The organism is Corynebacterium sp. HMSC074H12, assembly GCF_001813755.1.
Lineage (GTDB): Bacteria > Actinomycetota > Actinomycetes > Mycobacteriales > Mycobacteriaceae > Corynebacterium > Corynebacterium hiratae.
Genome location: NZ_KV813889.1, coordinates 1 through 16,618 on the forward strand (window position 1 = coordinate 1; position 16,618 = coordinate 16,618).

The following is a 16,618-nucleotide window of genomic DNA, read 5'->3' on the forward strand; positions in this document are numbered from 1 at the left end:
CTGATTTCCGGCGAACCACAGGGGTTCGCTCAACGTTGGCCACAGGAACGGCAGCATTTCAGGCTGTTTTTCCAGGGTGTACACCACCCGCGCCGGGCTCCACACCTCGTGGTACGGCAGCAACCCGATCGTGGCGGCCTTCACAGCAGCGGAGCCGTACGCCTCTTTTTCGGCCAATTCTTGTAGTCGTTCCGCTGCCCATTCCCGCTTCTGGTGGACGTTGTCGGCGCGAACCCCTGTGTAAGCGATCAATACCGCAATAAGCGCGTCGGAAAGCTCAGGTGTAGCCTCGCTCCGGTTTCTGGAATCGTCTGCAACCAGGGCGTTGCCGTCCCAATAGAGCCAGCTTTCCTTGCCTTCCGGCTCGTCCTGGTTCACGCGCTTGGAACTGGCCTGCCTTTCTTCCCGGATTTCAAGGAACAATCTGGTCAGGCTTTTAATCTCGAATACGGACGCCGGGTAGCTGGGAACAACCATGTCGAGTTGCAGGTGGGGCTGCTTTGTGTTCGAACCTGCCTCGCGCAGCGAGTACGTCACCCCATCCGGGATGTTCGGCTTGGTCCCGGCCGCTGCCGGCCAGATCTTTTCAAAAAGCGCCGTGTCGAGGGAAGGCGCAGCGGGATACTAGGGTTCCGCCTGCTCGTCGGGCAGTTGCTTGACGACGCCCCTGGCCGCGTCAACCGCCTTTGAAGAACCTTTCCGAGCCGCCAACGCGCGTACCCCCGGCACGTCCAACGCTGACGCCGGTGCAACACCCGCAGCGACCGCAGCCAGCACCTCGCCGACGTAGTCCTGCATTGCCTGGGACGCCTCGGCGGTGCCCGCCAACATCCGTGGGGTTTTGGCAGAGGCGACGAGCAGGTCGTCGAAAAGCGGCCAGACAACTGACAACATGCCGCGATCCGCTGCCTCGCGCAATGACTCGACGAATGATCCGATGTTGCGCAGCTGCCCGTCCCAGTCGAGGTAGTCGATATCGGCCACGCCGGGCACTAACAGCCCGCGCTCCCAGGCTTCTTGCAGCGCCAACGCTGACTCGGTGGCATGCTGTGGGCGTCCGTGACGTTGTACGGCCAGCAAATTCACCGCTCCGCCCGGCCCAAGCGGCTTGGCGCTACGAGCCAGCTGCCGGGCCATGACTGACGCCACGTCCAGGTAGAGTCGTCGATCAAGGTCGATATTCAGGGCATCACCCCAGTTGGGGAATACCCCGAAGTATCTCCCGGCCCGGTCATTGACGACCATATTGCGGTCCAACCCGACCAACGACTTGGGCCAGGCCAATATGCCATTGCGGTCTGGCGAGGCAAAAGGCGCCTCCGGAATGACGAATGGTCGCTTCAGGTAGGACGTGATTACTCGGTCCGCGCTGCGAACCAACAGCTTGCCGTCCATCAACTTCACCCGGACCTCGGGCAGGTCCGCGTTAGCGTCCGCCTTCGTCACATCCAGGCGAGCTAGCGCCAAAACCAGGTCAGCTTGCAGCACAGGGACGCCCGCGACCGCATACTTTTCCAGGGACGCAACCAGATCCTCGAACTCGACACTCAGATCCACCCGCGATGGCTGCGACAGCAGACAGGGGATGTGCCCCAGATGATCAAACGTGCTTTCAACACGCATGTACCACAAGAAGCTTCCTGCTTGCCAACGGGGACGGGCTGGTTCGCCTGCCAACCAGTTACGGACGACGTGTGCCCAGGATACCGAAGAGATCCCAGTGAGCGCCCTGCGGGTGTCGTCCAGGTTGTGGTTCGCCAGCGCGACCGCCAGGGCCAGGAACCGGTCTGCCTCCAAGCCGAACGCAGCAACGTCACCGCGAGATGTCAACACTCGAAGCGCTTCGGTCAATGCCTCCGGGGTGACCTCACCCAGCTCAAACCTCGGGACGTTCCACAGCTCTGGAGTGGGCTGCCACAGCCCGGTGACTTCGGGATCTTCGCTTGGGGCCGCAGGGGTCACGTTCCAATGTGCCAGCACCGCCTCGGCCAGCTTCGCCGTGGCCTTGTCGGAGGACTGGGCGAGTTCACTTAGCCTCTCGTGCAGTAGTTCAGCACTCGGCTGTCCGGGAAAGTCTCGCTGCTTCAAAGCAGTCAACACTTGTCGCACTGCCTTCTTCGTCTTCGCGTAAAGACAAGTGAGAGCTACTTCGCCCACCAGATCGTCGGCCACATTCGCAATCAGTCGAGGAGCGAAGCCCTCGACGACCGGCCCTTCACCATGACTTAGGACGGGGATCAGCGCGTCGGTGCGGGCGACCAGTTCATCGTCGGTCGCCGCTATGTCGTTCACGATCAACGACGTGAGTTCTTTACGGTCACTAGGACGCGCTGCCGCATCCAAAGACATGAAAAGCTGCTCTATTCCCGCGTCGCGCTGGATCAGCCCTGCCTTGACCGCAGCCGCAAGCAGCTTGCCGAAGGTCCCCGTCATCGGCACTTCCGAATGCAGCGCGGCCTGCCAGTGCTCCTCGAACGAAGGACGCAGTTCTTCAAAGGTCGGGAGCGCATGTTTTTCAGGAAACGTGATGTTGTCAACGTCACCAGTAAGTGCCGCGAGCGCAACGATGGACCAGTCTTGGAGGTAGCCGACCTTGTTTGGGGCGGGTAGCCCCATCTCGCATACCAATCGGACGGCTGCCTCACCATGTGCGGACAGGGAGTGCTCAGACACCCTCAGGCGAGGGATGCACACCTCATCGATGAATGTGGAGGCGTAAGCCTTGCCGCGTTGGGCAACACATCTAGCCAAAACAACATCGTCGGTGTATTGCAGCAACGACGCTGCCCTGCGCGGGATTACGCCGAGGCGCAACGCAAACAGGGCGAGCATGGTTTCATTGACGTTCACCACGCTGATCCAGCGGTAAGAGTTGGATTTGATTCTCCGGTACTCCCCCCAGTCGCCGGTTTCTAGTCCGGCGAGGGCCGCTTTCTGTTGTTCCTGCGTGCCTAGCGGCAGCGTTGGTGCATCGGCGACATCAGCCTTGTCCCAACCTAATTCGCGGAAGATTTCAAGGGCCTCTTTCAGCCTCGGGTTCACTGCCATTCGGGTTCCTAACGCTCGGTGGGGCTGGTCGATTTTTGTGTCAGCATGACGGCGAGAACGTGCTTGCACGGCCCACGGTCGCCAGCATGTGAGAGATACCAGGTGCAACTGCAGGTGGCACCCTTCTCGGGGGCGCCAGCATCGGGGCCGAGTCGCACTCCGTATTCGGCGTCGTCAGACCTGACGATCCAGGCATCCGAACCGGAGCTGCGCACGGCACCGGCGGACACGAGCTTCTGAGCTGCGATCAACCGCGGATTGTCCTTTTCCACCCGTTCGGGCGTGTCTGGCAGTTCGCGATGGAAATAGGCTTGGTCGTTGACGTCCCACCCCACGCGGCCAGAGGCCGCGAGCAGCGCCAGCGCGGACTTCACCCGGGCCTCGGGCAGCGCGGTGTCCTTGGAAAGGCGGTGCACGTCGATAATTGGCTCAAAGGCCAACACGGCGCTCACTAAGTCGGCGTCTTCCGCGACGTTCAGTTCGGCCAGGGAGGCCAGTAGGGAGCCTTCGCCGGAGTAGCCGCGCCATTCCTTGTCGGTGAGCCCCAAGGTGAGCCGGGCGCACGGAAGCAGCAGCGTGATCATTGCGCCAACGGTGTGCTCGTCTGCGGGGCCGTGGACGATGAGTCCTTGTGCGTGGGGCAATAGCCGTTTCAAGGCGCTTAGCCGCTGCAGGCCGCTGACCAGCACCGCTCCCGGCGTCGCCACCGCACTGACCTTTATCGCGCCACGGGATGAGGACAGCCAGGCTGAATGCCCGGACGCACTCGCGGGCGGCAATCCGGCAAGGAATCGGCGTGCACCCGAGGCCGGCACTCGGAACGCCTCGACGAAACCTTGTTGTGACTGCGCCGCGTTTCCTAGTGCGGGCACCCAGCGTGATGGCATGGTTACGGGGCGCTCAATCGTGGACGCTGTCAGCGTCGCCGCCCGCAGCCCCTCTGTGCCGACGTCGACGTGCAGGAGTTCATGGCGCGGCAGATTGGACAGCATCACTCTGGACTTTGGGCCGATGTCGACGTTGGTGGTGCCTCGCCCGATGTCTCCACCGTCAAGGCCCGAGCTCATCACCTCAAAGCACGCATAGACGGCGTTGCACCCCGAAAAACACTCAGCCCGCAGACGATCGCCGTGTGCGGAAAGGATCGGGTCGCGCTCCGACATCGGGGAGAAGTTGTAATAGCGGGTGGCGGTGATGTCCGCTAGTGTTACGAGCCCGCGTGCGAGCACCTGCGGGTGGGTTGCGAATCCGTGAAAGAAACTTGGGGCCGCGGTGGGCCCATCAAGCCCCAGCCCGGGCGCGAGTGCGAGCGTGAGCCGGTTGTCCACGAGCGTGGTCTCTCTGGAGAAAACCCTTTCCATCTACGCCTCCAAGCCAGTGCCCTTTGCCCGTAGCAAGCCGTATTTGTCGCTCAGCTTACGTGTCTTCGCATAGGGGTGCCAGGCGGTTGCAATAAGACCGCCCTGCGGTAGGACGTGTGTAGCGGAGGACTGGGATTTCGAGATACACTGCTCGCATGGCATTCCCGGTTGATGAATCACGAATCCGCGCTGCTGAGGAAGCATTGGGCCGCACCTTCCCGGACGACTTGCGGCAGCGTCTGATGTCGGAGAACGGCGGCGAAATCGACGATGCCGACGAGGGATACTGGTTCCTCTACCCGGTGTACGACGATTCTGACCGCCGCCGTCTCGCGCGCTCGGCGAATCACGTGGTCAAGGAAACCGAAACGTGGCGCTCCCAGGCCGACGGATTCCCGCAGGACGCCATCGTCGTCGCAGAGGATCAGGAAGGCAACGCGATTGTTCTCCTGCCAAGCGATGACAGCTTCTACGTTTGGGACCACGAATCGCGGGAAACGGAGCCGATCGAGTTGCTTTTCGACAAGTGACGCTGAGTCGAGCTCAGCGAATACTTCATCGGTGCTGAAGTGGTGCGGTTTTGGTTCTTCGCCAGTGCTACTCGTCCTACTGATTGCTTTGCGACGCCGCGGGTGCGCCATCCGACTCCTCATGCTGAATGCGCGAGACATGCAGTCGGGCGTGGGCGATGGCGTCGAGAGTGTCGTCGAAGACGTGATTCTCGTGCGCAAGCTGGTCAAATACGCCGAGTTCGCGCAACACCGGAACATGTTCGGGCTTCGTGGCTGAGAGTAGGACCCGGGTGCCGTGACGTTCAAGGCGCCCGATCGTGTCAGCGAGCATCTGGGCGCCAGTGGCGTCAATCGTCGTGACATAGCGCATGCGGAGCACGACAACCTTGACCGACGAAGCATCAGCGAGATCGAGGAGGAAATCGTGCGCTGCGCCAAAGAAGAGTGGGCCTTCCAAGCGGAAGGCGGCGATGTGCTCATCGAGGAGTTCGCGTTCCTTGTCGCGGTGGTCTCCTGTCTCCAGTGGAGCGGCCTCTAACACCGCCGTGCGGGCGGTATCGCGCAGCGCGAAGAAGCCCGCTATTACAAGGCCAATGAGCACGGCGACGACAAGGTCGAACACGACGGTGGCGGCAGCCGTAATAAGCAGGGTGACCCCGTCGCCCTTGGTGGCGCGCATCACCGAGCGGAGGTTCCGCGGATGGATCATCTGGATCGCAGTGGCGATAAGCACGCCGGCAAGCGCAGCGAGAGGAATCTCGCCCACCCACCGGGCCGCGACGAGCACTGCGACGAGCAAAAGCAGCGAATGGAACACCGCCGCCAGGCGCGTACCTGCGCCGGCCCGCACGTTGACGGCAGTTCGGGCGATCGCGGCTGTTGCGGGGATCCCGCCGAACAGGGGCGCGACGACGTTGGCCACGCCCTGCCCAAAGAGCTCGCGGTCGGGATCGTGACGGTCGCCGACAGTCATTGCGTCGGCAACCGTCGCTGACAGCAACGATTCCAACGCACCGAGCGCTGCGACGGCGACCGCTGCCAACAGCAAGGAATCCAGGTGCTCCCACGGGATGTGCGGCAAGCGCGGAGCAGGCAACGTCGACGGGATGTAGCCGATTGTCTTCAGGTTACTGTCTGCCAGCATGTTGATGGCCGTCGCGGCAGCTACCAACACCAGCGCCGCGGGAAAGCCACTACGAACGCGCGCCGCAACCACGATTCCGGCCGCCACCGCGAGGGTCATCACTGGCGCCTGCCATCCCGGGGCATCTAACCAAGCTTTGATTGCGCCCCACGCCAACCCGAGGACCTTCTCGCCGTCGACGTCAACACCGAGTGCAGCAGGCAGCTGTTGGAGGCCGATGATCACCGCAATACCGGCTGTGAAACCTTCGACGACAGGCAAAGGCATGTACTTCATCGCGCGGCCAGCGCCGGTGAATGCCAGTAAGAGCAGCATGAGTCCCGCCAGCACGCCGACAACGAGCACCCCATCGGCACCATGGTCGGCCACGATGGGGATTAACACGACGGTCATTGCGCCGGTCGGGCCGCTTACCTGAACATTGCTACCACCGAAGACCGCGGCCAAGATGCCCGCGACGATGGCCGTCGTAATTCCGGCTGCGGCGCCAACACCGGACACAACGCCGAAGCCGAGCGCGAGGGGCAGTGCGACGAGGGCCACCATGAGGCCTGCCGAAAGGTCGCGCCCGATCGTCGCGCGGGACCAGTCCGAGCGGCGCGGTGCGAAACGCAGGGCACGCGATCGGATGCCCACCTTAGAGACGGTGGAGGGGTAGGTCATGCTACTTTCTTGCTCCTTAAAAGCTCAACGACATCCAAAGGATACACAAGGCGCCATCCTTCGACGGGCCGCATTCGCAATTCTGGCCGATGCCTCATGTTGACGAATTCCCACCACACCCCAACCCTTCGACACTAACTTGGCCAAGTCAGGGTTGGGCGTGACGCCTGCCACAAATTAATGAAAACCATTGCCATATAAACCCTCCTCTGGTTTACTCGCGGCCATGCAGACAGTAGATACCCTCATCATCGGCGGTGGTGCGGCCGGCCTTCAGGCAGCACTGGTCATGGTCCGCGCCCGCCGCAGTGTCCTCATTGTTGATTCCGCCACTCCCCGCAACCGTTTCGCCCATGAAATTCATGGAGTCATTGCCCTCGAGGGCACGCCACCCCTTGAGTTCCAGGAGCGCGGCAAGGAACAGCTGCGCAGCTACGGCGCGCAGATCCTAAACGCCACCGTGGATTCCGTCACCGATAATGACCGCACGCTCACCGCCACGTTGAGCAACGGTGAGACCATCGCTGCCCGCTCTATCATCGTCGCCAGCGGCGTGGACGACGAGCACCCCAACATCCCGGGCTTGGAAGAAAACTGGGGAAATACGGTCCTCCACTGCCCCTACTGCCACGGATACGAGGTGGCGGACAAGAAGCTCGGCGTGCTCTGCATCGGCGAGTTCTCCTTCCACCATGCCGCGGTTCTGCGCCAGTGGTCGAAGGACATCACCTTCTTCACCAATGGAATGGAATTCACCGACGAGCAGCGCGCGGACCTGACTCGGCGGGGCATTGCGCTTATCGACGGCCCCGTCACCGCCTTCCAAGACGGAAAAGTCCTGCTGGAAAGCGACGAGCATGCCGTCGATGCACTGTTTTACATGCCCATTCCCCGCCCCCACGATGAGTTCCTCGCTGACCTCAACCTCGAGCGCCATAGCCCGCCACCGGCGATGGGCGGCAGCCTGATCGAGGCTGATCTCACCGGTGCCACCAGCCACCCGCGCGTCTGGGCGGTGGGCAACGTGGTCAATCCAGGCGCACAGGTGGCGATGGCCATGGGCCAGGCCAATGCTGCTGCTATCACGGTCAACGGCTTCCTCGTCGAGGATGATTGGATTTAAGTACGGTGGTGTGGCATGAAAGCCATCATTCAGACCAACCTGGAAGACCCGCACTCGCTGGAGTTGGGGGATGTCGCCACACCAGAACTAGCTGCCGGCGAAGTCCTCGTTAAAGTCAAAGCCGCCGGCGTAAACCGCGCCGACCTGCTCCAGGCCCGCGGGCACTACCCACCGCCGCCGGGCGCTTCGGAGATTATCGGCCTCGAAGTCGCAGGCGAAGTCGTCGACGCAGGCGACACCGACGTCGCGGTTGGCTCCAAGGTCGGCGCCCTGCTGGCCGGCGGCGGCTACGCCGAGTACGTGGCCGTGCCCCAAGGCCAGCTGCTGCCCATCCCCACCGGCTATTCCTTTGCCGAGGCCGCATCCGTCATCGAGGTGGCCTGCACGGTCTGGTCCAACATCGCTATGGAAGCTGGTCTTACTCAAGGCCAGACCATCCTCATCCACGGCGGCGCGGGTGGCATCGGCACCTTCGCCATCCAGGTGGCGAAGCAACTGGGCGCCACCGTCGCCGTGACGGCTGGCTCGGACGAAAAACTCGAGACCTGCAAGGAACTCGGCGCGGACATCCTCATCAACTACAACGAGCAGGACTTCGCCGAGGAACTGAAGAACCAGTGCGATGTCATCCTCGACATCATGGGCGCGAAGTACCTCAAAAAGAACCTCATCGCGCTAGCCAAGGGTGGCCACATGGTCACCATCGGCATGCAGGGTGGCACGAAGGCCGAGCTCAACATGGGTATTCTGCTTAACAAGCGCCTGACCCTGCAGGGCACCACGCTGCGCTCCCGCTCGTTGGAGGGCAAGGCCGCCATCGTTGCGGACACCGTCAAAAATGTCTGGCCTTGGTTGGAAGACGGCAGCGTCAAGCACCACCTGCACGCGACGTATGCGCTTGCTCGCGCCGCCGAAGCCCACAAAGCCCTCGACTCCGGCGAGGTCACGGGCAAGCTCGTCCTCGAGGTCTAAGCCAGCGACGCCACGACGCGGGTGAGGTGCTCTACGTCGTGGTACGTGCTGAACGGGCTCAGCGAGACCGTGACGGCACCGCCGACCTCCTCCACGCCCATCTCCGTGAGCAGTGGGGTGTGCGGGGCGATCGTAATGACCAAGCCATTGTCGAAGAGCCGGCGGTGAATCACATCCGCCGGAACATCGCGCACGGCGAAGGTGAGACGCGGGAGGCGGTCATCGGAGGCGTCGGCAGCTGCCTCACCGGTCACACCCAGGATGTGAACGGCCGGCAGCGTGCCCAACAAGCTGTAAAGATCCCCGGTGAGATCCTCCATATAGCCGGAGAGAGCTTGCATCGAACGCGTCAGGCGCACGCGGCGCGAACCCCGCTCCCCGCCGGCGAGTTCCGCCAAATGGTCCACCAGGGGGCCAACGCCACCCGCCAAGCCCGCGGAAACCGGGCCAACGACAAGCTCATCGAGGCGGCGGAACATCGCGGTATCGCGGAAGACCAGCGCTGCCATCTGCGGGCCACCGAGAGCACCCACATCCACGCCGAGGATATCCGCCCCAATCGCATCAAAGTCGAGGAGACGGTAGGGGGCGATCGAGGAGACGTCGACAAGCACCCAGGCGCGCGAGCGCTCATGGACCGTATCAATAATCTCCGACGCCGGCGTGACCGTGCCCAGCAGCTCATGGGCAGCCGAAAAAGCAACAAACCGCGTAGAGCCATCCACCAGATCAGCGTATTGGAACGCCGGCAGCTCGCCCGTGCCCAGGTCTGGCTGTGACCACCGAGTATCGGCGCCCACGTGCGCAAACGGGCGCGTGAGCTCTGGAGAATCAAAACGGGAGAGCACCACCGAGGACTGGCGGCGCAACAGCGGGCGCAGTGCGACTCCCAGAGATTGATACAGCACCGGCAGCGACGGGCCCAGGATGACGCGCTGCGCTGTCGCCCCCGTGAGATCCGCCACTGCCCGGCGCGCGGAGTCATACATGTCCGCCGCGTGGAGCTCCCCTGGGTCGTGGTGCGCCGAGTGCGCGCCCACGGCATCCTCCAGAGGCTTCACCGTGGCGGACATTCGGAAAGAACGGGCAACACCAGAGGCCACGCGTTCCGCAATCTGCGGCGCGGCGTGCGCGTTCAGGTAGGTCCAACCATCGGACAGCCCAGTGTAAAGACCTCGCACGCTGGCGACGTCATACTGTTCCGTCATGCTTCAACCCTTCCTCGAATCGTCCGATCGACTCCCTACTCTATACGCCCTACGTAAATCTTTCCTAACCCGAGATTTTCCCAGCTCGCTCGTGTTTTCCCAGGTTAAGGGCGTGTGTGTAGGTTTTTGGCGGATGTGCGCGCTAGGGTGAAGGGCGTGCAAGACAAGAAAAACCTGCGTGACGACGTCGCCCGCATGACCTCCGCGCCTGCACCCGGTGAGGAGCCGGCCTCGCGTTCCATGACCATGTCGGCGGCCTTCGCCGATCTGTTGCAAGGCGCGCGCCAGCGCGAGCTGTGGTTCAAGCTGGGCATCCAAGACATCAAGCAGCGCTACCGCCGCTCGGTGCTGGGTCCTTTCTGGATCACGATCGCGACCGGCGTGATGGCCGCGGCCCTGGGCCTGCTGTACTCCATGCTCTTCCAGATTCCCGTGGCAGAGTTCCTGCCCCACGTGACCGTGGGCCTGATTATGTGGAACTTCATCTCCGGCGCCATCAAGGAAGGCTCGACGGTCTTCATCGACAACGAGGGCTTGATCAAACAGCTGCCCGCACCACTATCGGTGCACGTCTACCGCTTAGTGTGGCGGCAAACCCTCTTCTTGGGCCACAACCTCATCATCTGGCTGCTGCTCATCATTATTTTCCCGCGCCACCTGGGCTGGGAGTTCTTCCTGTTCATCCCGGCGCTAGGACTCTTCTTGGTCAACGGCGTGTGGGTCGCCATGTTCTTCGGCATCATCGCCACCCGCTTCCGTGACGTCGCCCCTCTGCTGGAGGCTCTAACCCAGCTGCTCTTCTACGTCACGCCTATCGTGTGGATGACCAACACCCTGAAGGAACAGGGAGGTGCCGTGGCCAGCCGCGCGCGCATCGCTGAGATCAATCCGCTCTATCACTACATGGAGATCATCCGCGCCCCCATGATTGGTGAACCCGTTGCCGGTTATCACTGGCTTATCGTCATCGGCTGCACCGTCGCCGGCCTGCTCATCGCCGGACTGGCCATGCGCCAGTGGCGCTTCCGTGTCTCCTACTGGGTCTAGAAAGGATCGTCCATGGTTTCCATTGATACGTATAACGCTTGCGTGGACTTTCCCATCTTTGATGCCAAATCCCGTTCACTCAAGAAGGCGATGCTCTCCACGGCCGGTGGCTCCATTGGCAAAAATGACCAGAACGTGGTCATGGTGGAGGCACTCAAAGACATCAACCTCCACCTGCGCGAGGGCGACCGTGTGGGCCTCGTCGGCCACAACGGCGCGGGCAAAACCACTCTGCTGCGCCTGCTGTCCGGCATCTACGAACCTACGCGCGGCGCTGCCGACGTCCGCGGGCGCGTTGCCCCAGTCTTCGACCTCGGCGTGGGCATGGACCCGGAGGTTTCCGGCTATGACAACATCATCATCCGCGGCCTCTTCTTGGGCCAGACCATCAAGCAGATGAAGGCCAAGATGGATGAGATCGCGGAATTCTCTGAGCTGGGTGATTACCTCTCCATGCCGCTGCGCACCTACTCCACCGGTATGCGCGTACGCCTAGCGCTGGGCGTGGTGACCTCCATTGAGCCGGAAATCCTGCTTCTCGACGAAGGCATCGGCGCCGTCGACGCCGCCTTCATGGCCAAGGCCCGCGTGCGCCTCCAGGACTTGGTGAAGCGCTCCGGCATCCTGGTCTTTGCTTCCCACTCCAATGACTTCCTGGCCCAGCTGTGCGATACCGCCCTATGGATCGACCACGGCCAGATCCGCTCGGTGGGCGAGGTCTCCGAGGTCGTCGGCGAGTACGAAGGCCCAGAGGTAGGCCAATATGTACGCGATCTGCGCAAGCGCTTCGATAACGAGGAGAACGTTTAGCCCCTGCTACCTGCCTCGTTGACATATTGCGCGTCAATCATCCACGTTCCGCGCTGTCGGAAGGCGGGAATGGTACCCCGCGCCGCCTTATTGGCGGCGACGGACCCAGAGACACCGTTAACCTTTGCCCATTCCGACAGGCGAATTACCCTCGGCGCGGTCAGCAGCGTGATGCGCTTGTGCAAGGACTCGACGAGTTGCCGCGCGATAAGTGTGCTCAATGCAGAAAAGTCCCCACTCACCGGGTAGCCACGGAACACTGGGTAGTAGTGGCGCTCTTTTCCTTTGTTCGGAATGATGATGGGTGGCGCCCCTAGCTCTAAGAGTTGTTGATTGATAATGACGCGCCCGATGCGCCCATTGCCATCTGAAAAAGGATGGATGGTTTCAAATTCCGCGTGGAACCGCGCGATTCGGTCAACAAAGAAGCTAGTGTCCTCGTAGTATTCGGCAATGGCTGTGTCCACCAGCCTGTCCACGTATTCAGGGTTGGCCCCCATATGAGCGCCCACGCGAACCCACTCTCCCCTTCGACGAAAGCGCCCCGCCCAGTCGTCATTGATGCCGCGAAGCAACATGCCATGCAGTCGCAGAATGAGGTGTGCATCGAGCTTACCGACGCCCCGAATAAGTTCCTCAGTCACGTCCGCCAGGTTTTTGGCCTCAAAGACTTCCCGCAAATCATGCGCCCTAGTTGTAAGCCCGGCCAGAATGTTCTCGGTGTCCTCCAAAGTCAGCGTGGAATTCTCAATGGCGTTCGAGTTATACACTGACTCGGCCACCTCTGCGCGTGCTATCTCCGCGATGGCCTCAGGGGCGTCTTCCCGCAACGTCGCATACTGCTCGAGGAGAGTGTCGATCTTTGAGATGATCCGCGCGTCAAGCATGCCAACATTCTACAAGTTTCCGTGAAAATGAGTAGAAACTCTCCCAGTTTCACGAAACCTCCGTCAACGTGCGAAGTTAATTCCCAACATCGCGCCCAACTCCTCGCTCATGCCACTGACAGTCACTGCCGGCCCCGGCTGGTAATCCTCTTTGCGCAGCACTGCCTTGTTGCCTTCGATCGTGTAGCCCAGCTTGCGTGATACAGCCTGGGACGCCTCATTGCCCGGCTCCCACTCGGAGCGCAGCTGGCGCGCGCCCAAGTAATCAAAGCAGAAGACCGCAACGGCGTGACGAATCTGCGTACCAATACTGCGGCCCTGAAGGTGGTGGTAGATCCACGATCCGGTTACAACCTCATGGTTATCGGGAAAATTCTTCGCCCGCAGATCCACCGAGCCGATGATCTCACCATCAAGATGCACTCCGAAGTCGAGCGACCATTCTTCCGGGGACATCTGCGCGCGGTGCGCCCACCGGAAGCTCGGGTCCGGTTTCTCTTTCAGCCAGGGGAACGTGTACTCCGGAAGCGGCTCACCAAATATCGCAGCGGCGCTAACACCGTGGATGGCGGCGATGTCACTATCGCGCAGCACCCGCAAGGTCAGCTCGCCGACCTGTACGGAAATCCCAAAAGGAGCCCACATCTCTTCAATACCTTTTACAGCCATGGCTAGCATCGTATAGCTCAGCACGGGTGGCACAATAGAACCCATGACTGCCACCCTGTCCCAGGCCGGAACGACGGCCGCTGTGATCGTCACCCACCAGCGCGTGGAGCTGCTGCGCGCCTCCCTTGAACAGGTGGTGAACCAAACACACCCGGTGCAGTGGGTCATCGTGGTGGATAACGGTGCGGAACAATCCGTGGAGGATCTCCTCCACGAACTGGCCGGCGAGCGCGGCGTCTATGTGCCTTCCGAAACCAACCTCGGTGGCGCCGGCGGCTTCGCGCTGGGATTCCTCACCGCACTCGCCCTCGGCGCGGACGCAGTGTGGTGCGCTGATGATGATGGCCGCCCCGCCGACCACCACGTGCTGGAGGAGCTCTACCGCGTTGCGGAAAACAACGCACTCCACGAAGTCTCCCCCGCCGTGTGCAATATCAATGAGCCCGCCAAGCTCGCCTTCCCTCTTCGCCAGGGACTGATATGGCGGCGCTACATGAGCGAATTAGAGGGCGACTTTCTGCCCGGTATCGCCTCGCTTTTTAACGGCGCGCTCATCTCCGCCGAGGCCATGGAGATCATCGGCGTGCCAGATTACCGCCTGTTCATCCGTGGTGATGAGGTGGAGTACCACCGCCGCCTGGTCAACTCGGGCTTGAGCTTCGGCACTGCGCTGACCACCAGCTACCTGCACCCGGACGGCTCCGACGAGTTCAAGCCCATCCTCGGTGGCAAAATGCATACGCAATATCCGGAGGGCGAGTTCAAGCGCTTCTTTACCTACCGCAACCGCGGCTACCTTCTGTGGCAGCGCGGCATGCGCAAGCTGCTGCCGCAGGAATTCGCACGTTTTGGCTGGTTTTTCCTGGTCCAGCAACATGACGTGAAGGGCTTTGTAGAGTGGTTGCGCCTGCACAACCGTGGCCGCAAGGAAGACTTCCGCAGGCCCTAAAACTCAAAGGACTTGCGCGTGCTGCGGAAAATCACCCAGCGCTGCACAAAAAAGTTGATGAGTGTGGCGGTGCCTTGGGCTATCACGAAAGCCACCGCCAGTGCCCAGGACGAGGGCCAGTCCAGCGTGTGATCAAAGAAGGGAAAGGCCCAGCGATACAACAGAATGTTGATCGCATAGGTCATGGCGTAGGTAGCAAACACGGCAGCGAAGCGGCGCTTCGAGGCCCGCGCGTTGAAGGTCCAGCGCCGGTTCAGCAGATAAGCCACGAAGGTGCCCACAGCAAAGCCAATAGTTCGGGAGCCCACGTCGCCGAATACGCCTAATCCGATTTGGAAGAGCCAGGTCAGGGAGACGTCGATAAGCGCGGCAATGGCTCCCGTAATGGCGAACTTCGCGCCCTGCGCATGCAAGGAGTTCGACTGGGAGAAGCGTTCGGCGCGACCTGCCATAGTTACTTGCCCTTAAAAATGAACACGCGCTGAATGGCGAAGTTAGTCACCGTGGCCACGCCCTGCGCGATGACGAAGGCGATAGTGTCCTTCAGTGCACCCTCAAAGCCCAGACTGATCAGCGGAGCGTTGAGCACCCAATACAGAAAATTCTGCACGGCGAAGGTAGACAGGTACAGCATGCCCACGGCACCGGCGGTACGACCAGACACTTGCGCACCGAAAGTCCAGCGAGCATTGGCCACATACGCGGCGATGGTACCGAAAACCCAACCGATCGCCTTGGCCAGGGAGCGGTGCAGGCCTAGGTACGTCAGGAAGAGGGTGAGGCCATAGTCGATGGCCGCAGTGAAAACACCGACGGAGACAAAGCGCACGAGCTGTGTCTTTAGGGTGGAAGTAGGTTCAGTCACGGCGGAATACTCTACCCGCGGATGAGGGCGCGGTAAATGTCCAGGCGGTCCACGGGTGCGACGGCGTCTTCACCATAGGCGCCGAGGGAGGAAAGAACCTTGAGGGAGGCCGTGCACAGCTCCCGAATCTCAGCACCGCGAAGCTCCTCGCCGTCATCGTCGACCCAGCCTAACGCCGCCATGGCGGTCTCCACCACGGAATCCGTCAGCTCGCGCCCGCCCATACAGGACAGCGCTAGCGCCATCGACCAAAAGGCGTCCTTGCCTTCGTTTGTTACTTCTCGCGGCAGAGTACGCAGCTGGCGGTACGCCCGAGCATCAATGCTGACTTCGCGATTCAAATCCAAAGCTTGGAGGAGCGGAACGAAGTCATAGAGCCGGGTTCGTTCAATGAGCGCGCGGACGGGACTAACCACCAGATCCAGAACTTCATCAATGGTTTCCTGGCCTGTGAGCTCAGCATTCACGGCGGTGAGATCAAACGGTGTCTGAAAAGATCCGGAGCCACCCACGCACAGAGCCTCCGGCGTGCCGTTATCGCGCGGATAGGTCTCCACCACGACTATCTCGAAATCCCACAGCCCCCAGGCATAATCAATCTGCTCGCCTTCGCGGCTTAAGAATTCGCGCACGGTATGGCTCGGATCGATTCGTTGGCCGCGGGCATCGGTATGTTCAAAAAAGTGCCACGGCGAATTCTCTTGAGGCAGGCCGAAGCAGACCTCGAGAATATGGTGAAGCTCTTCCAGCGTGAGTGCATCCGAGAAACCAATCTGGCGGTGCACCTCGGCTTCCGCGCGGACGTTGGACACCTGGCACAGCAGGGTTCGAGCAGAATCACCACGTTTGGCGCGGACCTGCGCCAAATCTGTGACCTGTGAGCTCATGTGCCCCACCATACGCACTTTTAGTTGCGGGCGGCGTTCTCGCGCGCTTCGAGCTCGCTGAGGATGAACACGATGGCGGCCCCGATTCCGCCCCACACCGTCCACGGTTTTGCCACGCCGCGGCGGCGGATAAAGCCAACGATTCCCCGCTGTGCCTTAATCCCCAACCAGCCGCCAACCACGAGCGCACCAAGGCCAACCGGAAGCGCCCACAGCGGCACCTCCGGCTTCTCCGGCTCCGGTTGCCCCTCGTGGCTCTCGGCATTAGTAATGGCCACGAGTGCACCAAAGCCTAAGAAAGACAGGACATAGGCGGACACGAGCGCAGTCTTGTTCTTGATCCAATCTGGATAAGAAGTCATGATCGCCACGGCCGCAGCTTGGGTGATACGTCCGGCGAGGGTGTCATCCAACGCATAATTATCTTGCTTGGGAGAAGTCATACCGCACCACTTTAGGCGGGCGGTAGGCTA

16 protein-coding genes and 1 pseudogene are annotated in these 16,618 nt (G+C 61.5%); 6 read left to right on the forward strand and 11 right to left on the reverse strand.

The genetic code is table 11. The features are described from left to right. The 3 genes and pseudogenes from HMPREF2932_RS02940 to HMPREF2932_RS02950 form a co-directional block, all read right to left on the reverse strand. Window positions 1-537 (reverse strand): annotated as a pseudogene (locus HMPREF2932_RS02940) (hypothetical protein); the annotation flags it as partial. Window positions 538-624: 87 nt separating this feature from the next. After that, window positions 625-3,048, reverse strand: coding sequence for a hypothetical protein (locus HMPREF2932_RS02945; RefSeq protein WP_071409577.1), 2,424 nt, complete (start codon window positions 3,046-3,048; stop codon window positions 625-627). Window positions 3,049-3,056: 8 nt separating this feature from the next. After that, the gene (locus HMPREF2932_RS02950; RefSeq protein ID WP_071409578.1) at window positions 3,057-4,409 is read right to left on the reverse strand and encodes an SWIM zinc finger family protein; all 1,353 of its coding nucleotides are present in this window, start codon (window positions 4,407-4,409) and stop codon (window positions 3,057-3,059) included. A 155-nt stretch (window positions 4,410-4,564) separates the two neighbouring features. On the opposite strand from HMPREF2932_RS02950, the gene HMPREF2932_RS02955 reads away from it, so the two are divergent. After that, a complete protein-coding gene (locus HMPREF2932_RS02955; RefSeq protein WP_049156773.1) occupies window positions 4,565-4,939 on the forward strand; it encodes an SMI1/KNR4 family protein in 375 nt (124 codons plus the stop codon). 76 nt (window positions 4,940-5,015) lie between these two features. Here the strand turns inward: HMPREF2932_RS02955 and HMPREF2932_RS02960 are convergent, their stop codons facing one another. Further along, entirely contained in the window at window positions 5,016-6,728 is a 1,713-nt protein-coding gene (locus HMPREF2932_RS02960; protein ID WP_071409579.1) for a SulP family inorganic anion transporter, read from the reverse strand. 226 nt (window positions 6,729-6,954) lie between these two features. Between HMPREF2932_RS02960 and HMPREF2932_RS02965 the strand changes: the two genes are divergently transcribed. Next, window positions 6,955-7,851, forward strand: a complete 897-nt coding sequence (locus HMPREF2932_RS02965; protein ID WP_070644686.1) for an NAD(P)/FAD-dependent oxidoreductase — start codon at window positions 6,955-6,957, stop codon at window positions 7,849-7,851. A gap of 15 nt (window positions 7,852-7,866) precedes the next feature. Next, window positions 7,867-8,823 carry an NAD(P)H-quinone oxidoreductase gene (locus HMPREF2932_RS02970; protein WP_071409580.1) on the forward strand — a complete coding sequence of 319 codons (957 nt, stop codon included), beginning with the start codon at window positions 7,867-7,869 and terminating at the stop codon, window positions 8,821-8,823. On the opposite strand, the gene HMPREF2932_RS02975 is transcribed toward HMPREF2932_RS02970, so the two are convergent. Next, the gene (locus HMPREF2932_RS02975; RefSeq protein WP_071409581.1) at window positions 8,820-10,031 is read right to left on the reverse strand and encodes an aminotransferase class V-fold PLP-dependent enzyme; all 1,212 of its coding nucleotides are present in this window, start codon (window positions 10,029-10,031) and stop codon (window positions 8,820-8,822) included. The two genes, HMPREF2932_RS02970 and HMPREF2932_RS02975, sit on opposite strands and share 4 nt — an antisense overlap. A gap of 195 nt (window positions 10,032-10,226) precedes the next feature. Here HMPREF2932_RS02975 and HMPREF2932_RS02980 point away from each other — a divergent pair, with 195 nt between their 5' ends. Beyond that, on the forward strand, window positions 10,227-11,078 hold the full coding sequence (locus tag HMPREF2932_RS02980; RefSeq protein WP_071409628.1) for a galactan export ABC transporter permease subunit Wzm/RfbD: 852 nt from the start codon (window positions 10,227-10,229) through the stop codon (window positions 11,076-11,078). A gap of 12 nt (window positions 11,079-11,090) precedes the next feature. After that, window positions 11,091-11,888, forward strand: a complete 798-nt coding sequence (locus HMPREF2932_RS02985; RefSeq protein ID WP_010188329.1) for a galactan export ABC transporter ATP-binding subunit Wzt/RfbE — start codon at window positions 11,091-11,093, stop codon at window positions 11,886-11,888. On the opposite strand, the gene HMPREF2932_RS02990 is transcribed toward HMPREF2932_RS02985, so the two are convergent. Beyond that, the gene (locus HMPREF2932_RS02990) at window positions 11,885-12,775 is read right to left on the reverse strand and encodes a Fic family protein (protein WP_071409582.1); all 891 of its coding nucleotides are present in this window, start codon (window positions 12,773-12,775) and stop codon (window positions 11,885-11,887) included. The two genes, HMPREF2932_RS02985 and HMPREF2932_RS02990, sit on opposite strands and share 4 nt — an antisense overlap. Before the next feature lie 63 nt (window positions 12,776-12,838). After that, window positions 12,839-13,444 (reverse strand): GNAT family N-acetyltransferase, encoded by a 606-nt coding sequence (locus HMPREF2932_RS02995; RefSeq protein WP_084738960.1) that lies wholly within the window; start codon window positions 13,442-13,444, stop codon window positions 12,839-12,841. Window positions 13,445-13,487: 43 nt separating this feature from the next. On the opposite strand from HMPREF2932_RS02995, the gene HMPREF2932_RS03000 reads away from it, so the two are divergent. After that, window positions 13,488-14,393, forward strand: coding sequence for a galactofuranosyltransferase GlfT1 (locus HMPREF2932_RS03000; RefSeq protein ID WP_046647044.1), 906 nt, complete (start codon window positions 13,488-13,490; stop codon window positions 14,391-14,393). On the opposite strand, the gene HMPREF2932_RS03005 is transcribed toward HMPREF2932_RS03000, so the two are convergent. The 4 genes from HMPREF2932_RS03005 to HMPREF2932_RS03020 are packed head-to-tail and all read right to left on the reverse strand — an operon-like array spanning window position 14,390 to window position 16,588. After that, the gene (locus tag HMPREF2932_RS03005) at window positions 14,390-14,845 is read right to left on the reverse strand and encodes a GtrA family protein (RefSeq protein WP_046647043.1); all 456 of its coding nucleotides are present in this window, start codon (window positions 14,843-14,845) and stop codon (window positions 14,390-14,392) included. The genes HMPREF2932_RS03000 and HMPREF2932_RS03005 overlap by 4 nt on opposite strands. Before the next feature lie 2 nt (window positions 14,846-14,847). Then, window positions 14,848-15,258, reverse strand: a complete 411-nt coding sequence (locus HMPREF2932_RS03010) for a GtrA family protein (RefSeq protein WP_046647042.1) — start codon at window positions 15,256-15,258, stop codon at window positions 14,848-14,850. Between the two features lie 11 nt (window positions 15,259-15,269). Beyond that, window positions 15,270-16,145, reverse strand: coding sequence for a plasmid pRiA4b ORF-3 family protein (locus HMPREF2932_RS03015; protein WP_071409583.1), 876 nt, complete (start codon window positions 16,143-16,145; stop codon window positions 15,270-15,272). Between the two features lie 20 nt (window positions 16,146-16,165). Further along, the gene (locus tag HMPREF2932_RS03020; protein WP_046647040.1) at window positions 16,166-16,588 is read right to left on the reverse strand and encodes a hypothetical protein; all 423 of its coding nucleotides are present in this window, start codon (window positions 16,586-16,588) and stop codon (window positions 16,166-16,168) included. Window positions 16,589-16,618 lie beyond the last annotated feature (30 nt).